Annotated in this window: 16 protein-coding genes and 7 tRNA genes; 18 read left to right on the forward strand and 5 right to left on the reverse strand. The window is 33.5% G+C overall.

All coding sequences use genetic code 11. From position 1 onward, the window contains the following. Nucleotides 1-478: 478 nt before the first annotated feature. Genes CJP74_RS02655 through nqrF form a run of 6 tightly spaced genes read left to right on the forward strand, consistent with a single transcriptional unit; the run spans nucleotide 479 to nucleotide 6,422 of the window. Entirely contained in the window at nucleotides 479-1,819 is a 1,341-nt protein-coding gene (locus CJP74_RS02655; protein ID WP_119496732.1) for a Na(+)-translocating NADH-quinone reductase subunit A, read from the forward strand. 8 nt (nucleotides 1,820-1,827) lie between these two features. Next, on the forward strand, nucleotides 1,828-3,114 hold the full coding sequence (locus tag CJP74_RS02660; protein ID WP_119496733.1) for an NADH:ubiquinone reductase (Na(+)-transporting) subunit B: 1,287 nt from the start codon (nucleotides 1,828-1,830) through the stop codon (nucleotides 3,112-3,114). Between the two features lies 1 nt (nucleotide 3,115). Then, complete coding sequence (gene nqrC / locus CJP74_RS02665; RefSeq protein WP_119496734.1) at nucleotides 3,116-3,946, forward strand: NADH:ubiquinone reductase (Na(+)-transporting) subunit C; 831 nt, start codon at nucleotides 3,116-3,118, stop codon at nucleotides 3,944-3,946. Further along, complete coding sequence (locus CJP74_RS02670) at nucleotides 3,933-4,565, forward strand: NADH:ubiquinone reductase (Na(+)-transporting) subunit D (protein ID WP_119496735.1); 633 nt, start codon at nucleotides 3,933-3,935, stop codon at nucleotides 4,563-4,565. Before nqrC ends, CJP74_RS02670 begins: the two co-directional genes overlap by 14 nt. Before the next feature lie 8 nt (nucleotides 4,566-4,573). Continuing rightward, on the forward strand, nucleotides 4,574-5,173 hold the full coding sequence (gene nqrE, locus CJP74_RS02675; protein ID WP_119496736.1) for an NADH:ubiquinone reductase (Na(+)-transporting) subunit E: 600 nt from the start codon (nucleotides 4,574-4,576) through the stop codon (nucleotides 5,171-5,173). A gap of 16 nt (nucleotides 5,174-5,189) precedes the next feature. Further along, nucleotides 5,190-6,422, forward strand: a complete 1,233-nt coding sequence (gene nqrF, locus CJP74_RS02680) for an NADH:ubiquinone reductase (Na(+)-transporting) subunit F (protein WP_119496737.1) — start codon at nucleotides 5,190-5,192, stop codon at nucleotides 6,420-6,422. 31 nt (nucleotides 6,423-6,453) lie between these two features. Here the strand turns inward: nqrF and CJP74_RS02685 are convergent, their stop codons facing one another. Both CJP74_RS02685 and coaA read right to left on the reverse strand, forming a co-directional pair. After that, nucleotides 6,454-7,146, reverse strand: coding sequence for a 4'-phosphopantetheinyl transferase family protein (locus tag CJP74_RS02685; protein ID WP_119496738.1), 693 nt, complete (start codon nucleotides 7,144-7,146; stop codon nucleotides 6,454-6,456). 2 nt (nucleotides 7,147-7,148) lie between these two features. Then, nucleotides 7,149-8,087: a type I pantothenate kinase gene (gene coaA, locus CJP74_RS02690; protein ID WP_119496739.1), complete on the reverse strand. Its 939-nt coding sequence runs from the start codon at nucleotides 8,085-8,087 to the stop codon at nucleotides 7,149-7,151. A gap of 340 nt (nucleotides 8,088-8,427) precedes the next feature. Here coaA and CJP74_RS02695 point away from each other — a divergent pair. The 7 genes from CJP74_RS02695 to CJP74_RS02725 all read left to right on the forward strand — a co-directional run bounded on the left by CJP74_RS02695 (nucleotide 8,428) and on the right by CJP74_RS02725 (nucleotide 9,052). Then, nucleotides 8,428-8,512 (forward strand) — tRNA-Tyr (locus CJP74_RS02695). A gap of 10 nt (nucleotides 8,513-8,522) precedes the next feature. After that, a tRNA-Gly gene (locus CJP74_RS02700) sits at nucleotides 8,523-8,597 on the forward strand. A gap of 21 nt (nucleotides 8,598-8,618) precedes the next feature. Beyond that, nucleotides 8,619-8,694, forward strand: a tRNA-Thr gene (locus CJP74_RS02705). A 12-nt stretch (nucleotides 8,695-8,706) separates the two neighbouring features. After that, a tRNA-Thr gene (locus CJP74_RS02710) sits at nucleotides 8,707-8,782 on the forward strand. Between the two features lie 7 nt (nucleotides 8,783-8,789). Next, a tRNA-Tyr gene (locus CJP74_RS02715) sits at nucleotides 8,790-8,874 on the forward strand. A 12-nt stretch (nucleotides 8,875-8,886) separates the two neighbouring features. After that, nucleotides 8,887-8,962 (forward strand) — tRNA-Thr (locus tag CJP74_RS02720). 14 nt (nucleotides 8,963-8,976) lie between these two features. Then, nucleotides 8,977-9,052 (forward strand) — tRNA-Thr (locus CJP74_RS02725). Between the two features lie 338 nt (nucleotides 9,053-9,390). Here the strand turns inward: CJP74_RS02725 and CJP74_RS02730 are convergent. Both CJP74_RS02730 and murB read right to left on the reverse strand, forming a co-directional pair. After that, nucleotides 9,391-10,638: a biotin--[acetyl-CoA-carboxylase] ligase gene (locus CJP74_RS02730; protein WP_222986862.1), complete on the reverse strand. Its 1,248-nt coding sequence runs from the start codon at nucleotides 10,636-10,638 to the stop codon at nucleotides 9,391-9,393. 87 nt (nucleotides 10,639-10,725) lie between these two features. Beyond that, entirely contained in the window at nucleotides 10,726-11,772 is a 1,047-nt protein-coding gene (gene murB / locus CJP74_RS02735) for a UDP-N-acetylmuramate dehydrogenase (protein WP_119496741.1), read from the reverse strand. Nucleotides 11,773-12,064: 292 nt separating this feature from the next. Here murB and tig point away from each other — a divergent pair, with 292 nt between their 5' ends. From tig to CJP74_RS02755, 4 genes are all read left to right on the forward strand, one after another. Continuing rightward, nucleotides 12,065-13,402 carry a trigger factor gene (tig, locus tag CJP74_RS02740; protein ID WP_119496742.1) on the forward strand — a complete coding sequence of 446 codons (1,338 nt, stop codon included), beginning with the start codon at nucleotides 12,065-12,067 and terminating at the stop codon, nucleotides 13,400-13,402. A gap of 202 nt (nucleotides 13,403-13,604) precedes the next feature. Then, the gene (gene lon / locus CJP74_RS02745) at nucleotides 13,605-16,805 is read left to right on the forward strand and encodes an endopeptidase La (RefSeq protein ID WP_119496743.1); all 3,201 of its coding nucleotides are present in this window, start codon (nucleotides 13,605-13,607) and stop codon (nucleotides 16,803-16,805) included. A 50-nt stretch (nucleotides 16,806-16,855) separates the two neighbouring features. Continuing rightward, nucleotides 16,856-17,230, forward strand: a complete 375-nt coding sequence (locus tag CJP74_RS02750) for a hypothetical protein (protein WP_119496744.1) — start codon at nucleotides 16,856-16,858, stop codon at nucleotides 17,228-17,230. Between the two features lies 1 nt (nucleotide 17,231). Beyond that, complete coding sequence (locus tag CJP74_RS02755; protein ID WP_119496745.1) at nucleotides 17,232-17,747, forward strand: hypothetical protein; 516 nt, start codon at nucleotides 17,232-17,234, stop codon at nucleotides 17,745-17,747. Nucleotides 17,748-17,772: 25 nt separating this feature from the next. Here the strand turns inward: CJP74_RS02755 and CJP74_RS02760 are convergent, their stop codons facing one another. Continuing rightward, complete coding sequence (locus CJP74_RS02760) at nucleotides 17,773-18,327, reverse strand: hypothetical protein (RefSeq protein WP_119496746.1); 555 nt, start codon at nucleotides 18,325-18,327, stop codon at nucleotides 17,773-17,775. A gap of 166 nt (nucleotides 18,328-18,493) precedes the next feature. On the opposite strand from CJP74_RS02760, the gene rpsL reads away from it, so the two are divergent. Beyond that, the gene (gene rpsL, locus CJP74_RS02765) at nucleotides 18,494-18,868 is read left to right on the forward strand and encodes a 30S ribosomal protein S12 (protein ID WP_119496747.1); all 375 of its coding nucleotides are present in this window, start codon (nucleotides 18,494-18,496) and stop codon (nucleotides 18,866-18,868) included. The last annotated feature ends 127 nt before the right edge of the window (nucleotides 18,869-18,995 follow it).

Genomic DNA, 18,995 nt, shown 5'->3' on the forward strand with positions numbered 1-18,995 from the left:
TATGCTAATTTTTAAAACTAGTAAAATAGTTTTAAAAATTAGCATATTTTTTTTGAAAAAATTTTGAGAAAAAATTAGATTTTTTCTTTATTGACAAAAAGCAAATTATATAGTATTAGCAATATTATACAAAAACTAACAGTATGTAAAGTTAAGTTATTGATTATTATGGATATTTTCTATATAAATGCTGTAATCTTTTTTAAGACGCATTTAAGAGAAAGTAGGACTTAATTTTATTCATTTTTGAAGCTGTGAACAATTAACATTTACCAAGGATTTTCCTTGCCCGTTTCGGGGGCTGATATATGATTTTGCCGTTGATGTTGTATAATAAAAGTGCGTGATTTAATGAAAAAAATTACGATAAATTACTTTTAACTAATATTTGCATAGCTGTTAAAAGTAAATAAAAAAATAGAGTAGAAAATGTTAAGCAGATTTTAGCAACAGATCTGTTTATTAAGTGAGGGTAACTATGATTACTATTAAAAAAGGTTTGGATTTACCACTAGCAGGAAATCCAGATCAAGTAATTCATAATGATGTTACGGTTAATGAAGTTGCAGTTGTAGGTTCATCATTTAACAATTTAAAACCTACAGTAAAGGTACGTGAAGGTGACCATGTAAAAAAAGGTGAAGTTATTTTAACTGATAAAAAATATCCTTCTATTGCATTTACGTCACCTGTTAATGGTACAGTAAAAGTAATTAATCGTGGAGAACGTCGTGTATTTCAATCCCTAGTGATTGATGTCGATAAAAATTCAGATGATAATGGAGTTAGCTTCACTAGTTATACTTCAGAGCAATTAAAAGGTAAATCTGAAGAGTTAAAAGAGCAATTACTAAAATCAGGTTTATGGGTAAGTTTAAGAACTCGTCCGTTTAATAACTTAGCTGATCCAGACTTTACACCTAATGCACTTTTTGTGAATGCTCATGATACTAACCCTGGTCATGCAGATCCAGATGTAGTTTTAAAAGATCAAGCAAAATACTTCAATTTTGGTTTAGAAGTATTAGCTGAGATTTTTGCTCAAGTACCAAATAAATTTGTTGTAGGTGGACCTAACTTTAGCCTCAATAAAGTTCCAGGTTTTACATACGAACAATTTAAAGGGGTACACCCAGCTGGATTAGTAGGGACACATATTCACTTTTTATCGCCTGTGTCTTTAACAAAAGTGGCTTACCACCTAAATTATCAAGATGTAATATCTATTGGTAAACTTTTTGCTAATGGTTATTTAGATGGGACAAAAGTTATTGCATTAAGCGGTCCTCAAGTTAATGCACCAACTTTATATAGAGTTCCTTATGGCGCTTCAGTATTAGATGTTACATTTAATAAATTAAAAGAAGGTACAAATCGTATTGTTTCCGGTTCTGCATTAGATGGAGTTAAAGCTGCTGATGTGTTTGGTTACCTTGGACAGTATGATTTACAATTAACTGTTCTTGAAGAAGGTTATAAGCAAGAGTTTATTGGCTGGTTTGCTCCGCAACCGAAAAAATTCTCTCTATCTCGTTTAAACTTCTTTGGTAAAAAAGACCTACCATTAACTACAAGTACAAATGGTTCTAGTCGTGGAATGGTACCAATTGGTTTATATGAAAGAGTTATGCCACTAGATATTTATCCAACTTTATTATTAAGAGATATTATTTCTGGTGATACGGATTCAGCTCAAGATCTAGGGGTTCTAGAACTAGCTGAAGAAGATATAGCATTATGTTCTTTCGTTTGTCAAGGTAAATATGACTATGCTTTATATTTACGACAAGCTTTAAATAAAATTGAGAAAGAGGGATAGTAAATTCTATGGGCTTAAAAAAGTTATTTGATAAATTAGAACCTTCTTTTCTCCCTGGTGGTAAATATGAAAAATGGTATGCCCTTTTTGAAGCGGTATATACAATTTTCTATACTCCAAAAAGTGTAACTTCAGGTCGTATTCACGTTCGTGATGTAATTGACTTAAAACGTATTATGACCACTGTTTGGTTAGCTCTATTCCCTGCTGCGTTTTTCGGGGCATGGAATGTTGGTAACCTAACTTTAGAATCTTTTGCCCTTGCAGGAGTGACAACTGAACACCTAGGCGAGATTATTAGTTCTGATTGGCATTATCAATTAGCTGCTTTCTTTGGCGCAAATTTTGATCCAGCTACTGCAGGCTGGTTCAGTAAAATGCTAATTGGTTTCTCATTCTGGGTTCCTGTTTATATAACAGTGTTTGCGGTAGGTGGTTTCTGGGAAGTTTTATTTGCTTCAATTCGTAAACATGAAGTAAATGAAGGTTTCTTCGTTACATCTATTTTATTCTCGTTAATTCTTCCACCAACAATTCCTCTTTGGCAAGCAGCTCTAGGTATTACCTTCGGGGTAGTTATTGCTAAAGAAATTTTCGGTGGTACAGGTAAAAACCTTGTAAACCCGGCGTTAGCGGGTCGTGCATTTATCTTCTTCTCTTACCCATCACAAATTACAGGTGATAGCGTTTGGTATACGGCTTCGACCTCAAATGTTCTCAGTGCAATTCGTGATACAGGTGCGTCAAATGTAGATGCCTTCTCTGGTGCTACTCCACTTGGTCAATTAGCAGTTGAACAAGCTCAAGAAGTACTTGGTAAGAGTTTAACTTGGTTTGATGCCTTTATTGGTTACATGCCTGGAACAATAGGTGAAGTATCTAAACTAGCACTTATTATTGGTGGTTTAGTACTTCTATTTGCAAGAATTGCTTCTTGGCGTATTGTCGTAGGGGTAAGCGTTGGTACAATTGTAATGAGCTTATTCTTTAATGCAATTGCTCCATATACTTCAAACCCAGAGTTATTCGGTTTACCTTTCTGGTGGCATATGGTACTTGGTGGTTGGATGATAGGTACACTATTCATGGCAACAGATCCAGTGTCAGCTTCATTTACAGAAAAAGGTAAATGGTGGTACGGCTTCCTAATCGGGGTGTTTGTTGTGTTAATTCGTGTAGTTAACCCTGCATTCCCTGAAGGTATGATGTTAGCAATTCTATTTGCAAACTTATTTGCACCTATAATTGACTATATTGTAGTTCAACGCAGTATTAAACGTAGGAGAGCAAGATAATATGGCATTAAATAAAAACTCAACTTTATACGTTTCTGGGTTTGTTGCTTTAGTATCAATTGTTTGTGCGTTTATAGTAGCAGCCGCTGCAACGGGTTTAGCAAATAAACAAAATGAACAAATTGCTGCCAATACACAACGCTTTGTTTTAAAAGTAAGTGATATTGAATTTACCGAACCTACTCTTCAACAAATTTTCACTAAAGATATTGATGTGAGATATGTTGACAGATTAACAGGTAACTTTATTAATCCACCTGAAGATGTAAAAGCAGATTATGATAATTTATTAGTGTTATCAAAATTTGATAGTTATGTTGGTGATATTCCAGCTTCAGCAAATATTGCGGGCTTAAAAAATAATAAAGTTGCTAATGTTTTAAAAATCTATCTTGTAAAAAATGAGCAAACAGGTGCTATCGACAAGATTATCTTACCTTTCTATGGTAATGGTCTATGGTCGGTAATGTACGGTTTTTTAGCCGTTGATGCTAAGGATGCCAATACAATTACAGGAATTACCTATTACCAGCACGGGGAAACTCCTGGTTTAGGTGGTGAGGTTGATAACCCAAGATTTACCGCTCAGTTTGTAGGGAAGAAAATCTATGATCTAAACGGTAATAATGGTAATCCTTCTGATCCTAAGATTAACCTAGTGAAAATCATTTCACCTGCTGAGCAAGATTACCAAGTTAACGCATTAACTGGTGCAACTTTAACATCTAATGGGGTTGCTGCTCAATTACATTTCTGGTTAAGTGATTACGGTTACGCTAAATTCCTTGAAAAAGTTAGAACAGGGGAGGTAAATCTAAATGGCGGACAATAATAAACCTAATTTAAAAGAAGTGTTTCTCACGCCGTTTGTGAATGACAACCCAATTGCTATTCAAGTACTTGGTATTTGTTCTGCGTTAGCGGTAACAGTGCAACTACAAACTGCATTTATCATGGGTATCTCGGTAGCCTTAGTAACTGCGTTTTCAAGTTATTTTATTTCACTGTTAAGAAACTATATTCCAAATAACGTGCGTATTATTATTCAGTTAGTAATTATCGCTACGTTCGTAATTCTTGTAGATCAGATTCTACGTGCATATGCCTACGACCTATCAAAACAATTATCAGTTTACGTGAGTCTAATTATCACTAACTGTATTGTGATGGGAAGGGCAGAAGCCTTTGCTATGAAAGAACCACCAGTTGCTTCATTTGTTGATGGTTTAGCTAACGGTTTAGGTTATGCAGTAATCTTAGTTATTGTAGCGACTGTACGTGAGTTCCTTGGTTCTGGTAGTATCTTTGGTTTTACTCTCCTCCAAACAGTTAATAACGGGGGTTGGTATGTACCTAACGGTTTACTATTATTAGCACCTTCTGCATTCTTTATTATTGGTTTATTAATTTGGCTAGCGCGTCAACTTAACCCAAGTTTACGTGAAGAATAGGAGAATGCATGTTATCTCATTACTTATCGCTATTTGTTAACTCCATTTTTATTCAAAACATGGCGTTAACCTTCTTTCTAGGTATGTGTACCTTTTTAGCCGTATCTAAGAAAGTATCTACATCAGTTAGTCTAGGTATTGCAGTAACTGTAGTTCTTGTTCTTGCGGTTCCTAGTTCTTACTTAGTTTATTACTACATTCTACGTCCTAGTGCACTAATTGAAGGCGTAGACTTAAGTTTTATTAGCTATATCGTATTTATCGGTATTATTGCTGCCCTAGTACAAATTCTTGAATTAGTATTAGATAAGTTCTTACCTTCACTTTATAATGCTTTAGGGGTATACCTTCCATTAATTGCCGTTCACTGTGCGATTTTCGGTGGTGTACAATTCATGGTGCAAAGAAGCTATGACTTTGCAGAAAGTGTTGTATTTAGTTTAGGTTCTGGTTTAGGCTGGATGTTAGCGATCGTACTACTTGCGGGCTTACGTGGAAAAATGAAGTATAGTGATATTCCAATCGGTTTACGTGGAATTGGGATTATCTTCATTACCGCAGGTATTATGGCCTTATCATTCATGATCTTCTCTGGTATTAAACTGTAGTTAGGAGAGGGAACAAATGGCTAGTAATATCATTTTATTAGGAATTATAGTTCTTACTTTAATTTCCTTATTCTTAGTGGCTCTAATCCTAATTGCACAAAAATACTTAGTACAACAAGGAGATGTAACACTTCATATTAATAATGATCCTTCCTTAGATAAACAAGTATCACGTGGGGGTAAATTATTAGGAGCTTTAGCTTCTCATGGTATTTTCGTATCAAGTGCATGTGGTGGTGGCGGCTCATGTGGCCAATGTAAAGTTATCATAAAATCAGGTGGTGGGGAATTATTACCAACTGAAGAAGCTCACATTTCTAAATTACAAGCTAAAGAAGGGTATCGTCTTGCATGTCAAGTTAACGTAAAAAATGACTTAGACTTAGAGTTACCACAAGAAATCTTTGGCGTGAAAAAATGGGAGTGTGAAGTTATTTCAAATGATAACGTTGCTACTTTCATTAAAGAATTAGTTCTTAAAATTCCTGAAGGTGAAGAAGTACCTTTCCGTGCAGGTGGTTATATTCAAATTGAAGCAGATCCACATACAGTAAAATATGCTGATTTTGATATTCCAGAAAAATACCGTGCTGATTGGGACAGATTCAATTTCTTTAGCTGTGTATCAACTGTAGATGAGCATATTACTCGTGCTTACTCTATGGCTAACTACCCTGGAGAAAAAGGAATTATCAAACTAAATGTACGTATTGCAACTCCTCCACCTAAAGACCTCTCTTTACCACCAGGTAAAATGTCTTCATATATCTGGTCTCTGAAAAAAGGAGACAAGGTTACTATTTCAGGTCCATTTGGTCACTTCTTTGTTAAAGAGACTAATGCAGAAATGGTATTTGTGGGTGGTGGTGCTGGTATGGCTCCTTTACGTTCACAAATTTTTGATCAATTAAAACGTGTGCATACAAAACGTAAAATGTCATACTGGTACGGTGCTCGTTCTCTAAGAGAAATGTTCTACGTGCAAGATTTTGATGATCTAGCAAAAGAGAATGAAAACTTTAATTGGTATGTAGCTTTATCTGATCCACAACCAGAGGATAATTGGACTGGCTATACTGGATTTATTCACAATGTGCTTTATGAAAACTATCTTAAAGATCATGAAGCTCCAGAAGATTGTGAATACTACATGTGTGGACCGCCAATGATGACCAAAGCTGTTATCGATATGTTAATTAACCTTGGGGTTGAAAAAGATAATATTCTTTTAGATGACTTCGGTGGTTAAGCAATAATAAAAAAGCAACCTAGCTATACGCTTAGGTTGCTTTTTTTATTCTTGAAAAAAGAAGAGGAGCCGAATCCTTGTAAATGCCTTGATAGTGAGTAGTGTTAGGCATTATAGCTAAAGGATCTTGATTGAAGGATATAGATGTTGGAAAGCTAGGTAGATTAATTAGGCAAAGTCCAAGAATAAAACCTTGCCAATTGCTTAGGGTTAAGAGAAAATTATCCTCACTTTGGAGATTAAACATAGAATCGTTTAAAGCAATGTAATCCTTATGGAAAGAGATTTTATTGCCTGAGAATATACTCAGAGAAAAACTTTTTATTATGGCCTCTTTACTAACCCATTCTAAAGCCCGTGCATGTGGAGAATCAATATAGTCAGCTTTATTAAGAGGGCTTAGTATACGACGTGTAAAGGCTTTTTCTGATAGAGTAAAATCTTTTTCTAGGTCTACGCCAATATAAAATACTTGTTCTCTATAGGGTAAAAAACTATCACTAATAACTAAGCCAATAAAAGTATAAGATGAGCTATTAGAAATATTAAAATCTATTAACCATTGTTTACCATAAGGATAATGTTTTGCTAAATATGGTCTCCCTAAAGTAGTCCGAGGTAGGGAACTGTAATCAGGTAAACCAACAAATTTTTCCTGTAGTTCTTGCCAAAATTGGCTAAAATCGCTAGATTTAATAACTTGAGTAAAAATGCTAATAGCCATAATTATCTTAATGCAAAACTAATAAATTCATGATTACTGCCTTTAGTAATTATGAGGTTAGCTCTACTTTTAGTTGGTTCTACGTTTTCTACATAGTTTTTGGCATTAATTGAGTGCCAAATTTGCTTAGCTTTGTTCTCTGCTTCTTCATCACTTAAATCGGCATAACGCTTAAAATAGGACTTTTCGTTTTTAAATGAATTATTTCTAAAGCTTTTAAATCGCTTTATATACCATTTTTCGAGAAGTTCATTAGAAGCATCTAAATAAATAGCAAAATCAATAAAATCAAGAGGTGATTTTAAAGTGTTTTCGCGCTCATTTAATTGCAGAACATTTAAGCCTTCTAGAATAAGAATATTAGGCTGATTAATGTCTAAAAGCGTAGAGTCACGGTCATAAGTGATGTGGTTATATACAGGTGCTTGTGCTTTTTGATTAGACTTAATTAAAGATAAAATATTAACTAAGTGTTCTACATCATAACTTTCAGGGAATCCTTTTCTTGCTAATAAGTTATTTTCTTGTAAATAAGAAAGAGGATAGATAAAGCCATCTGTATTTAAAATCTGTACGGTAAAACCAGGATAGTAGACCTCTAGTACTCTTTTTAAGATACGAGAGAAGGTGCTTTTGCCTACAGATACTGATCCAGTTACACCTATAATAAAAGGTGGCATAACTGAAGCCTGATTTAAAAATTCTGGTAAAACATTTCTTTGCTGTTGAAATGCTTGGATTTGTAAATCTAATAAACGCACTAAAGGTGCGTATGAATCTTCAAGCTGTTGGGTATTTAACAATTTTTCATTAAAACCTAATAAGGGTTCGATTTGCGCAGGAGAAATTTGTAGATTTACATCATTTTTTAATTCAGACCATTGCGTTTGATCCAAATTAATGAATTCTTTATTTAAAAAACTGTGAAAATGAGTGTTCATACAAATGGTCCAATCGAATTGGACGTATAAAAATAGAATATAAATTTAAAAAACGCGTCTATTTTATCACGTATACCAAAGATAAAAAATAAAATAATAAATTTATTTAAGAAAAAAATAGTATTTTTTGCGTTTAAAGCGAGAAATTGGCTATTTTATTTAAGAAAAAATGACAAAAAATGGTATCGAAAAAACAAAGAATTAAGGAAAAAGTTAATTATTTTTTTCAAAAACCTCTTGCATTAAGAACTTAGCTGGTCTATAATAGTCTTCGTTGAGTTAAGAAAGAAAAGAAAAAAAAGAAATAAAACTTTCTAACTGCAGCAAGATTTAATAATGTGGAGAGGTTCCCGAGTGGCCAAAGGGATCGGATTGTAAATCCGCTGACTCAGTCTTCGAAGGTTCGAATCCTTCCCTCTCCACCATCCTATTTAAGCAGGCATCGTATAATGGCTATTACCTCAGCCTTCCAAGCTGATGATGCGGGTTCGATTCCCGCTGCCTGCTCCATTTTTTTTGATTGTAAAATGTGTTGATATAGCTCAGATGGTAGAGCACACCCTTGGTAAGGGTGAGGTCGCGGGTTCAATTCCCGCTATCAGCACCACTTAAAAGATATGCCGTCTTAGCTCAGTAGGTAGAGCAACTGACTTGTAATCAGTAGGTCATCAGTTCGATTCCGATAGACGGCACCATTATCTTGGAGAGGTTCCCGAGTGGCCAAAGGGATCGGATTGTAAATCCGCTGACTCAGTCTTCGAAGGTTCGAATCCTTCCCTCTCCACCATTTTTTCCTTATGCCGTCTTAGCTCAGTAGGTAGAGCAACTGACTTGTAATCAGTAGGTCATCAGTTCGATTCCGATAGACGGCACCATTCTTTTTTCTTATGCCGTTTTAGCTCAGTAGGTAGAGCAACTGACTTGTAATCAGTAGGTCATCAGTTCGATTCCGATAAACGGCACCATTCTTTTTTAAAGATGTCTCTCTTTAATTTCGACATCTTTTTAGCTAACATCAAAAGTAAGGCTTACAAAGCCTTACTTTTTTTTGTCTCAAAAAAAAAGTAAAGACAAAAAAAAGAAGAGGAGTTTATAACTAGGTCCTTGTATTATTGCCTTAGCATTGCCTGATCCTTTTAATTTGTACATTTGCAACTATATGATGGAATATGTTGCCATTTACTTTTTATAACTGCAATTAATTTAGCTAATATCAAAGTAAGGCTTACAAAGTCTTACTTTTTTTACCTCAAAAAATAAAGACAAAAAAGAAGAGGTACCTAGAACTAGGTACCTCGCATTATTATTGTCTTAGTTTTTTTATTTGTACATTTGGAACTATGTACTGAGATATGTTGCCGTTTTCTTCTTCTAACTGCAAATAACCTTGTTGATCAACTTCAATAAAGCTTACAATGCGACTTGAGTTATTTTCCGTTAACAAGAGTTTTTCCTTTGGTTTAAAATAACTATGTTTTGCAAAGTAATTCTTATCAAAACTAACCTGAGTTAAATTAGTTGCAATTTTCTTATAGCAACTTAAACTAAGGACTTGTAAATTCGTAACAATTTCGGGGATTGAAATAACCTCACTATTAAGTGATGTTAATATAGAGTTTGTTGCTTGATCAATACTTTGTTTAACGTTTTTATTTTTGGCAAGGAAATTTATTCCAAAGCCAATAATAAAATTATTACTTTTTAAAGTAATTAATATACCAGACAGTTTTTGATTATTTAAATAAATATCATTAGGCCATTTTATTTCTAATTCACCTTCAACTTTATTCCAAAATTGGATTTTTCTAAGAAAAGCTGCAAGGGCAGTATGAAGGCAATTAGCAATATGGAGGGCAAAAGTATTAACCAAACTAGGTGCAACATCTGTTTTAGGGATAATAATACTACAAGCTAAATCAGCAAAAGCTAATGAAAGCCAGTTTTTATTATTTCTCCCTATCCCACGATATTGATACATAGCGATGATGATAAGATGTCTCGGATTCCCTTGCTCGGTGTGCAAATACTCTTCAATATATAAATTGGTTGAAGGTAACGCAAAGAAAATTAGACGGTATGAATTCGGGGTTAAATTTTCGTTTAAATTATTTAATTGTTTAAGATAATCTAAATCAAATTTACCTAGTAAAATTTTACTACAATATATCTTATTTGTCCAGAACGTATAAGGGGAACTAACGTTATTTAGGTAAGGGAGATTATAACTATTAACAGCTTTTACATTTTCTTGAGCAATTTTCTTGCCAGCTAAGTTTAAATCTTCTACCTCAGCGATAGTGTTTATATCACCAGGGACTATATAATCATTGAAATATTGATCATATTTAGGACAGCTCTCGAGTTGGAAAATAATTCTATTAATAATCTCGAGATCTGAAATTTGCAAGTAGTTAGCAAATTGATTTTTTTCTTCTTCTAAATCAACAAGAATTTGCTTTTTAACTTCTGCTAAATTAGTAAAACTAATATTTTGTTGGGCATAAGTGGCTAGCTTAAGAAAAGTAAAATTAAGAATATACTTTTCTGCCATAAGATTTTGTAGCGAGCTAGTAAAACAAGTAATAAACATAGAGGTTAATTTGTTAAAAAAGCTTCAGGGGTTCCTGAAGCCTTTTTATTATACAAGTTTTTGTAAGTATTCTGTAGCGTTAACCTCACCTGAGTGAGAAATAAATCTAATTTCAGGGACAAGATTAACTCCAAATTTTTTCCAAACCTCGGTGCGAACATATGAAGCAAGTCTAGCTATCTCTTGTCCAAGAGCTTTATTTGCGTTAATTAGCACTAAAGCATGTTTAGGAGATACTTGAGCATTGCCTTGAGTATAGCCTTTTAAACCTACGTGTTCAATTAGCCAACCAGCACTTAGTTTGACTTGTTGATCATTAAGAATTATCCCTGGAACATTGAATTCATTTTTTAAATTTTCATATTCAGAAGTGCTTACTATTGGGTTAACAAAAAAGCTTCCCCCATTACCTTGTTGATTGTAATCGGGTAATTTACTTTTTCGAGTTTCTACCACTAAGTCCAGTACTTCTTTTGCCGTAACTGTTTCAGGGTCTAATTTATTTAAAGGAGCATAGGTTAAAACAGGAGTATACTTGCGAGGAATATGTAACACCACAGTGAGAACTACATAACCACGTTGATATTTTGTTTTTAAGATTGAATGACGGTAAGAAAACTCTAATTGTTGATGGTTAAGAGTAAATTTTTCTCCCGTATTTAGATCAAGGACAATAACGTGATCAACGAATTTTTCAAATTCAACGCCATATGCCCCGATATTACCTATAGCTGCCGTGCCTATAGAACTGGGAATAGAAGCAAGATTTTCTAAGCCATAGATTTTAAAGCGATGACAGTATTGAATTAATTCGTCAATTGTAACCCCAGAGTTAACGGTTAAAATATAATTGTCTTTATTGCAAGTTAGACTAATTCCTGTATATTTATTTACAACGATTTCACCGTTAAAATCATCAACAAACAGGGTATTACTACCTTGCCCGAGAATTACTAACTCTTGTTGGTTTTCTTGCGTTCTTTGATATGCCCGGATAAATTCATTTGGCCAGCGGGCTTCGGAAATACTAGTAGCTTTAACTGGGACGCGAAAAGTAGTTAAATTAATATTATCTGTTTCTAAAATGTTTGTCATTTTTTTAAAGCATAGCAAAAATATTTTTTCTAATGTATATTATACATAAGCTAAGGGCAGAAATAAAAATTATTCTTATTTAGCTACAGCGAAAACTAATATATATTTTTACCTACGAAAGTGATATAATCGCATTTATGTAACTATTTATTTTATTAAATTGTATAATTTAGCAAATAAGTTTGCAAAATATATAATTGTCTCTATAATTATATAGAGAAATAAAATTACTATAGGCGTATATGCCTAAAGATTTATTAATATTAATTTTTTAATTAGAGAGAATTTTTCAATGAGTTTTGAAGTTTTATCTAAAGATGGTTTAGTAAGACAAGTTAAATTTACTTATGATGTAAATAAATTTAACGCTGAGTATAAATCTCAAGTAAATCATTTAGTAGCGTCTAAATCATTTAAACTACAAGGTTTCCGTCCAGGTAAAGTTCCATTTAATATTGCAGAACCTTATTTCAGACAAGAAGCTACAGCTGAAGTATTAAGAAAATTCGAAGCTAAAAGTTTCGAAGAATATACAGAACAAACAAAAGAAACTACCTTAATCGTGTTCAATCGCGATATTAAGTGGGTTGACGATGGTAGTAAGTTGGAAAATATTGTAAGTTTCGAAGTTACTCCTGAAATTGCAATTAAAGACTTAAGTGAAGTTTCAGTTGATTACCCTGTAGTTGACGAAGATAAAGCTGTAGAAGAGATGATCTTAGCTTTACGTACACAACGTTCAACTTACGAATTAGCTGATAAAGCTGCTGAAGTTGATGACCTAGTTGAATTCACAGCTACAACTACAGATGAAAATGGTATTGAATTTGCACCATTTACAGGTGATATCTCTTTAGTAGTAGGTTCATACCAATACCCTTCTGAGTTCTCAGGTGAATTTGTTGGTCGTAAAGCAGGTGATGAATTTGAAACTAAGTTAAGCTTTACTGAAGCTAAAGAATACACTGTTAAAGTAAAAGTTAACGCAGTTAAATTACGTCACTTAGGCGAAGTTGATCAAAAATTCATTAAAGAATTCTTAAATAGTGATAAAGCTACTTTAGAAGATCTAAAAGCTGAAATTAAGAAAAATCTAGATCGCGAAATTAGAGCAAACACTTATAACTACTTCTTAAAACGCGTTCATGAAAAACTAATTGAGTTATATTCAGACGTAACTTTACCAGAACATGTTTTAGAGTTTTACGTTTACCGTCGCTTCGAAGCATATGTAATTAATTCTTCGAAAGGTAAAAACTTAACTCGTGATCAAATTGTAGAGTTAACTCTTCAAGAAGTAAACAAAGAAGAATCAACTAAAGAAATTATCACTAACGAAGAAAGAGAAAATCTATTAGTTGAATTAGTTCAAAGTCGTTATATCCAAGAATACGGCATTTCAGTATCTAAAGAAGATTTAGATGAATATATTGCAGAAGTGTCAATTATGTTTGAGCAACCTGAACAATACCGTCGTGAAGCTTATAACAACCAAAATTTCTTACAAGCTGCACGAGCTGAAATTGTTGCACAAAAAATTGCGCAATTATACAAATCTTTAGTTAAAGTAAATGAAGTACCATTTGGTTATACTGACTTAGTTCGTTATAACAAAGGTAACAGCCTATAATTTGCTTTAAGGAAAAAAGGTCTGCCAATGCAGACCTTTTTTATTCTTTTTTGTATGTCGCTTGACTTACTCTAGTAGTAAGTTGTCTATATTATTCTTAACTTAAAGTGTTTTTGTGGTAATATAGAACTAGAAAAAAATAGTATTAATAATAACACTTTAGTAAGCGGTTTCGCTTACCCTTTCAAGTAGAGAGGCACTCATGGTTCAGACCATAAAGAATAATTACTCTGCAAATTCTCCTGTTATTTTTATTCCGGGAGTAAATTTATTTGAAAATTTATATTCTCACCCTCAACAAGCAGTAAGCTTTAGTTTAGAAAGTTCAAATGAATTAGCCGAAAACTTTTTCAAAGCGTGGCAAACAGATCATAACCTTGAAGTTTTATTTGTTGTAGGTGATAAATCTGATATCCCTACTAAATTTGGACAAATCCAGGCGAGTATAAATTCTCTTCCATTTATCTTAACTAATGTTGCGTTTTTAGCTAAAGTTGTTAAGATTACACCTGAATTTGATGAAAACGATAAAACAACTGTAGTTGCTCATACTTTTGAAGTTCAGCTTATTGCTGAAACTACAATTAATTATAAAAGTATAAGCTATAGTAGTTTTGTTGCAGAAACTGCAACTGGTGCTTTTGAGTTTACTTTAGTTTCAGCAAATTATGAGTACACTGATTACTTTAAAGCCTACTTAGAGAATCAAGGTAAAGATCAAGCTGAAGTTGAAGAAGATCTAACTGGTCAGCCAGTGCGTCCAAAAGCGCGTGAGCAAGCTGTAGAAAAATTAAAGCAAGCTGCATTTGCTTTAGTAAGAGCAGGCTTAACGGACAGTACTTCTGCGGCATTAGAGTTTAGTGAAAATTCAGATCCTGAAGTACAATATCAAACTACAGTATATTCTGTTCTTCAGCGTTTAGGCTTTACAGGTCGTATTATCAATGCATTTGTGGCAGAAAAAACCTTATATGCCCGTTATGTATTCTTGATTGCTCATCTTGAGTTTTTATTAAAACGTGATAGCTTCGACGCAGAGCTACAAGAAGCTGTACGTAAAAACATGGAAACTTCACAACGTAAGTACTACTTAAATGAGCAAATTCGTACTTTACGTAAAGAGTTAAATGCTGATGGTGGTGATTCTGAAGAGTCTGATGTAGATAGATTCTTAGCTCAGCTAGAATTATTAGATATAGCTGATTTATTACCTGAAATTCACAAGAAAATTACTACCGAGATCAATAGATTACTTTCAATTCCAAGTAGTTCGCAAGAGTACTACATGCAACAAAATTATGTTGAATGGTTACTGAAAGTTCCTTATCGTGGTAGCAAATTAAATAAAATTGATTTAACTAAAGCACGTGAAGTACTTGATCGTGATCACTTTGGTCTAGATGATGTTAAAGAACGTGTGCTAGAGTACCTAGCTGTATTATCACGTGTTGATGTAGCTAAATCTCCAGTTTTATGTTTAATTGGTCCACCAGGGGTGGGTAAAACTTCATTAGGTAAATCTATTGCTGAAGCTACTGGACGTAAATATACGCGTTGGGCTCTAGGTGGTATTTCTGATGAAGCGGAAATCCGTGGTCACCGTAGAACGTACATAGGTTCACAACCTGGTAAAGTAATTAATCATTTATCTAAAGTAGAAGTAAACAACCCGTTATTCTTATTAGATGAAATTGATAAATTATCACAAAGCTATAGAGGAGATCCTGCTGCAGCATTACTAGAGGTATTAGATCCTGAGCAAAATAACAAGTTCGTGGATAACTACCTTGAAATTGATTACGACTTATCAAAAGTTTTATTCATTGCTACAGCAAATAGTTACAACATTCCACAAGCGTTATTAGACCGTATGGAAGTTGTAGACTTAGGTTCTTATACACGTGATGAGAAATTCCAAATTGCAAAACAACATATTTTAAGAAAACTTCTTAAACGTAATGCAATTAAAGAAGGTGAAATTTCATTCCCAGACAGTGTAATTAATTTCATTATTGACGGTTATACTAATGAACCTGGGGTGCGTTCTCTAGAACGTCGTATGGAACGTATTATTAGATACGTGATTAAACAAATTGTTGAAAGTAAAATCAGCAAGGTTGACGTAGATGAAAGCTTAGTGCAAAAAGTGTTAGGTCCAGTTGTTAATGAATCTAACATGGAACAAACTGAATTTAGAGCTAAGTCTTTTGTTGGTCAAATTACTGGTTTAGCATGGACACAAGCTGGTGGTGATGTATTACCTATTGAAGCTGCAACACCAAATGGTAAGGGAGAAATCTCTGCAACTGGTTCTTTAGGTGATCAAATCAAAGAAAGTATTCGTGCTGCAATTACCGTAATTCGTCAACGTGCAGAACAATTTGGTATAGATCCTGATTTCTATAGCAAAAAAGATTTCCACGTTCACTTCCCTAATGCAGGGATTAGTAAAGACGGTCCGTCAGCTGGTTCTGCGATTACTACTTGTTTAATCTCTTCATTAACTGGTAAACCAATTGCAATGGATATTGGTATGACTGGGGAAATTTCTTTACACGGTGATGTGTTACGCATTGGTGGAGTAAAAGAAAAAGTTATCTCAGCACACCGTAATGGAGTTAAACACATAGTTTTACCTAAATCAAATGAGCCTGATCTTTATAAAGTGCCACAAAGCATTAAAGATGAGCTTCAGTTCTATCCTGTTGAAACAATTGATGAAGTTGTAGAGATTGTTTTCGGTGATAAAAAACGCCCAGCTAAACCAACAAAAGCTGAGCAAGATTTAGAAAGAGCTATAGCTGCTGAGAAAAAAGCGCCAGCGAGCAAAGAAACTAAGCCAAAAGCTAAAAAGACAAAAACTAAAGCTGTGGCAAATGAACCAGCTCCTGAAGCTAAACCTACAAAAGCTGAGCAAGATTTAGAAAAAGCTACAGTGGCAGAGAAAGACGCTCCAGCTAGCGAAGAAGCTAAGCCAAAAGCTAAAAAGGCAAAAACTAAAGCTGTAGCAAATGAAGTTGCTCCTGAAGCTAAACCTAAAAAAGCGACTCCGAAAAAAGCTAAAGCTACCGAGCAAACTTCTGCTCCAGAAGTAAAAGCACCTAAGAAAAAAGCTAAAGCTTCTGAAGTTAAAGAAGAAAGCGTAGTTGCTTCTGAAGAACAACCTAAAGTTAAGAAGAGCAGAAAGAAAGTAGCTGTCTCTGAAGAACAAGTTGCTCCAGTAGAAGTGAAAAGCAAAAAAGTAGCAAAAGCAAAAGAAGAGTCAGCTCCTACTACCAAAGAACAACCAAAAAAACGTAGTAGAAAAACAAAAGCAGAAGTTACTGAGACAAGTGAAAATACTGAAACACCAAGCTCTAAAACTTCAAAAACCAAAAAGTCAACTAAGAAAGATAAATCTTAGTGAATTTTAAGTTATGGGAGCTTAGGCTCCCTTTTCTTTTAAGTTAAACCATGAAATTATTTATTTTTCGTCATAGTGCTTTAAGTTTGCAAATCCAAGAAAACTTATTGCGCCTAGAGTTATATATTCAAAAGTTAATTGCGAATAAAAAAGACCCGCAAAAGGAAGTGTTAGTCTTTGTTGAGAATCTTGCTTTACCCTTAGTAATAAACCAAAACCAACTTGAGTTTTCTCACGATGTTCGTTTAGTAGCCTTAAAGTTTCAAGAGCTAATAAGAAAGCATAATATAGATCTAATATGTTGCTCACGAAGCTTACTAGAGTGGGGATATGCAAATGAATGGGTGGTTGTGCCTGAAGATAAAATAGGGGTGCATGATCTATTCAACTTAGAAAAATATGATATAGATAAAATACTGGTGTAACATGAAAGTACCTGCATATTTATTAAATAAATTCTATTTAGATAATGCTTCCGATGTAAGACAGGCTGGGCACATGATGCTAAGCTTTATCTTTTCTTTTGAGGATAACTGTGAAGTAATCTTTTTAAATAAAGGCTTTTTAAATCTAATAGATATTACTAATATTAGCAAGTTGCAAAAATTGCAAGAGAATCATAAAGAAGTTTATGATTATATTTGGGGTAACTACTTACCAGCAGATTTTAGGAAAAAAGAATTTACTACGCATTTAATTGAAAGATGTAAAACCTTATACACACAATGGCTTTTAATTACATATGAGTACGAAAATGAAAATCCAATAAAATTTGTAGTTTCTGAAGATTTTGTTGATGCTTCTATTTTAAATAAGATCTTAGATTTAGTAGAGGAAGGTGAGTTAGATTTATTCCAAAATATAGAATTTGCCCGTGAGAATTTAAGCTCTAGTCAACTGCAAGAAAAATTGGATAGTTATAAATGGGTTTATAAAGCATAAAAAAGCTGGGATGTTCCAGCTTTTTTTATGTGGTGGTGATAAGCCATACTGTTATTTGAATTAAAACTTGGATAATTAGCCAAGCAAAGGTAAATTTTGCTGTAAGTCCTTGAGTTAATTCGTAAGGAAAGAGTAGACGTCCACACTTACTTAATTTATTTATAAAAATTTGCTCAGTTACTATTTGTAAAGAAAAAATAGAAGAAAAATAGATAGCGGCCGAGAAAAGGATATAAAAAATAGCTAAATATTGGATAGTCGAAAAAATAGCATTGACTTGAAAATAAAAATAATAGCCAAATAAAAAGCCTAGAAAAGTAAAGGCTGTAGGTATTATAAATAGTCTTTTGATAAAGGATAGATAAAGACTGCGAGCGTAATCTTTATTAGTAGTATAAGGGTGTTTTTTTACTAATTTTAAATATTTAGGCGACCTGATTATATCTAAATCTTCAGGGGTTAATTTATTTATTTCTAAGTGATATTCAATAAGTTTGCTATTTGGCCAGTTTTTTAAATCACTAAGGCTTACTTGCGTAAGATCATAGTTTAAATCATTGGTGTATATAACTTTTGGCATAGAAAAATAAAGTTTTAAATGGTAATGGCTATTATAACAACATAGAGAGTAAAATAATAAATAAAAAAAATTATGATTTTGAATAAAAATGTAGTATAATATGCCCAGTTTGTTTTGGATGTTAAATCCAATAAATATTTTCAATCTAAATGGAGCTCATAAAAATATGGCAACTATCAACCAATTAGTGCGTAAACCACGCGTTAAAAAAGTTGTTAAAAGTACTGTGCCAGCGTTAGAAGCTTGTCCGCAAAAACGTGGTGTATGTACTCGTGTTTCTACAACAAAACCTAAAAAACCTAACTCAGCACAACGTAAAGTATGTCGTATTCGTTTAACTAATGGTTACGAAGTGACTTCTTACATTGGTGGTGAAGGTCACAACTTACAAGAGCACAGCGTTGTATTAATCCGTGGTGGTCGTGTTAAAGACTTACCAGGTGTGCGTTACCACACAGTACGTGGTGCATTAGACTGTGCAGGCGTAAAAGATCGTAAACAAGGTCGTTCTAAATACGGTGTTAAGAGACCTAAATCTTAATAGACATCCGTAAAGTAAGGCCAAACATAAATTAAAAAATTAATATTAACATTTCAATCAAAGCTCCATTAAGATTATCGAATGTTTAATTTTAATGAGTTTTGGGTTAACCTGAATATAAACGGAG

Source organism: Psittacicella melopsittaci (assembly GCF_003585925.1).
In the GTDB taxonomy this organism is placed as follows: domain Bacteria; phylum Pseudomonadota; class Gammaproteobacteria; order Enterobacterales; family Psittacicellaceae; genus Psittacicella; species Psittacicella melopsittaci.

Excerpts from the sequence above, each read along its gene's own strand:
- rpsL (WP_119496747.1), top strand. The coding sequence starts at position 18,494 with ATGGCAACTATCAACCAATTAGTGCGTAAACCACGCGTTAAAAAAGTT.
- CJP74_RS02750 (WP_119496744.1), top strand. The coding sequence starts at position 16,856 with ATGAAATTATTTATTTTTCGTCATAGTGCTTTAAGTTTGCAAATCCAA.
- CJP74_RS02660 (WP_119496733.1), top strand. The coding sequence starts at position 1,828 with ATGGGCTTAAAAAAGTTATTTGATAAATTAGAACCTTCTTTTCTCCCT.
- nqrC (WP_119496734.1), top strand. The coding sequence starts at position 3,116 with ATGGCATTAAATAAAAACTCAACTTTATACGTTTCTGGGTTTGTTGCT.
- CJP74_RS02755 (WP_119496745.1), top strand. The coding sequence starts at position 17,232 with ATGAAAGTACCTGCATATTTATTAAATAAATTCTATTTAGATAATGCT.
- nqrE (WP_119496736.1), top strand. The coding sequence starts at position 4,574 with ATGTTATCTCATTACTTATCGCTATTTGTTAACTCCATTTTTATTCAA.
- coaA (WP_119496739.1), bottom strand. The coding sequence starts at position 8,087 with ATGAACACTCATTTTCACAGTTTTTTAAATAAAGAATTCATTAATTTG.
- CJP74_RS02655 (WP_119496732.1), top strand. The coding sequence starts at position 479 with ATGATTACTATTAAAAAAGGTTTGGATTTACCACTAGCAGGAAATCCA.
- CJP74_RS02760 (WP_119496746.1), bottom strand. The coding sequence starts at position 18,327 with ATGCCAAAAGTTATATACACCAATGATTTAAACTATGATCTTACGCAA.
- CJP74_RS02730 (WP_222986862.1), bottom strand. The coding sequence starts at position 10,638 with ATGGCAGAAAAGTATATTCTTAATTTTACTTTTCTTAAGCTAGCCACT.
- CJP74_RS02685 (WP_119496738.1), bottom strand. The coding sequence starts at position 7,146 with ATGGCTATTAGCATTTTTACTCAAGTTATTAAATCTAGCGATTTTAGC.
- murB (WP_119496741.1), bottom strand. The coding sequence starts at position 11,772 with ATGACAAACATTTTAGAAACAGATAATATTAATTTAACTACTTTTCGC.
- tig (WP_119496742.1), top strand. The coding sequence starts at position 12,065 with ATGAGTTTTGAAGTTTTATCTAAAGATGGTTTAGTAAGACAAGTTAAA.
- CJP74_RS02670 (WP_119496735.1), top strand. The coding sequence starts at position 3,933 with ATGGCGGACAATAATAAACCTAATTTAAAAGAAGTGTTTCTCACGCCG.
- lon (WP_119496743.1), top strand. The coding sequence starts at position 13,605 with ATGGTTCAGACCATAAAGAATAATTACTCTGCAAATTCTCCTGTTATT.
- nqrF (WP_119496737.1), top strand. The coding sequence starts at position 5,190 with ATGGCTAGTAATATCATTTTATTAGGAATTATAGTTCTTACTTTAATT.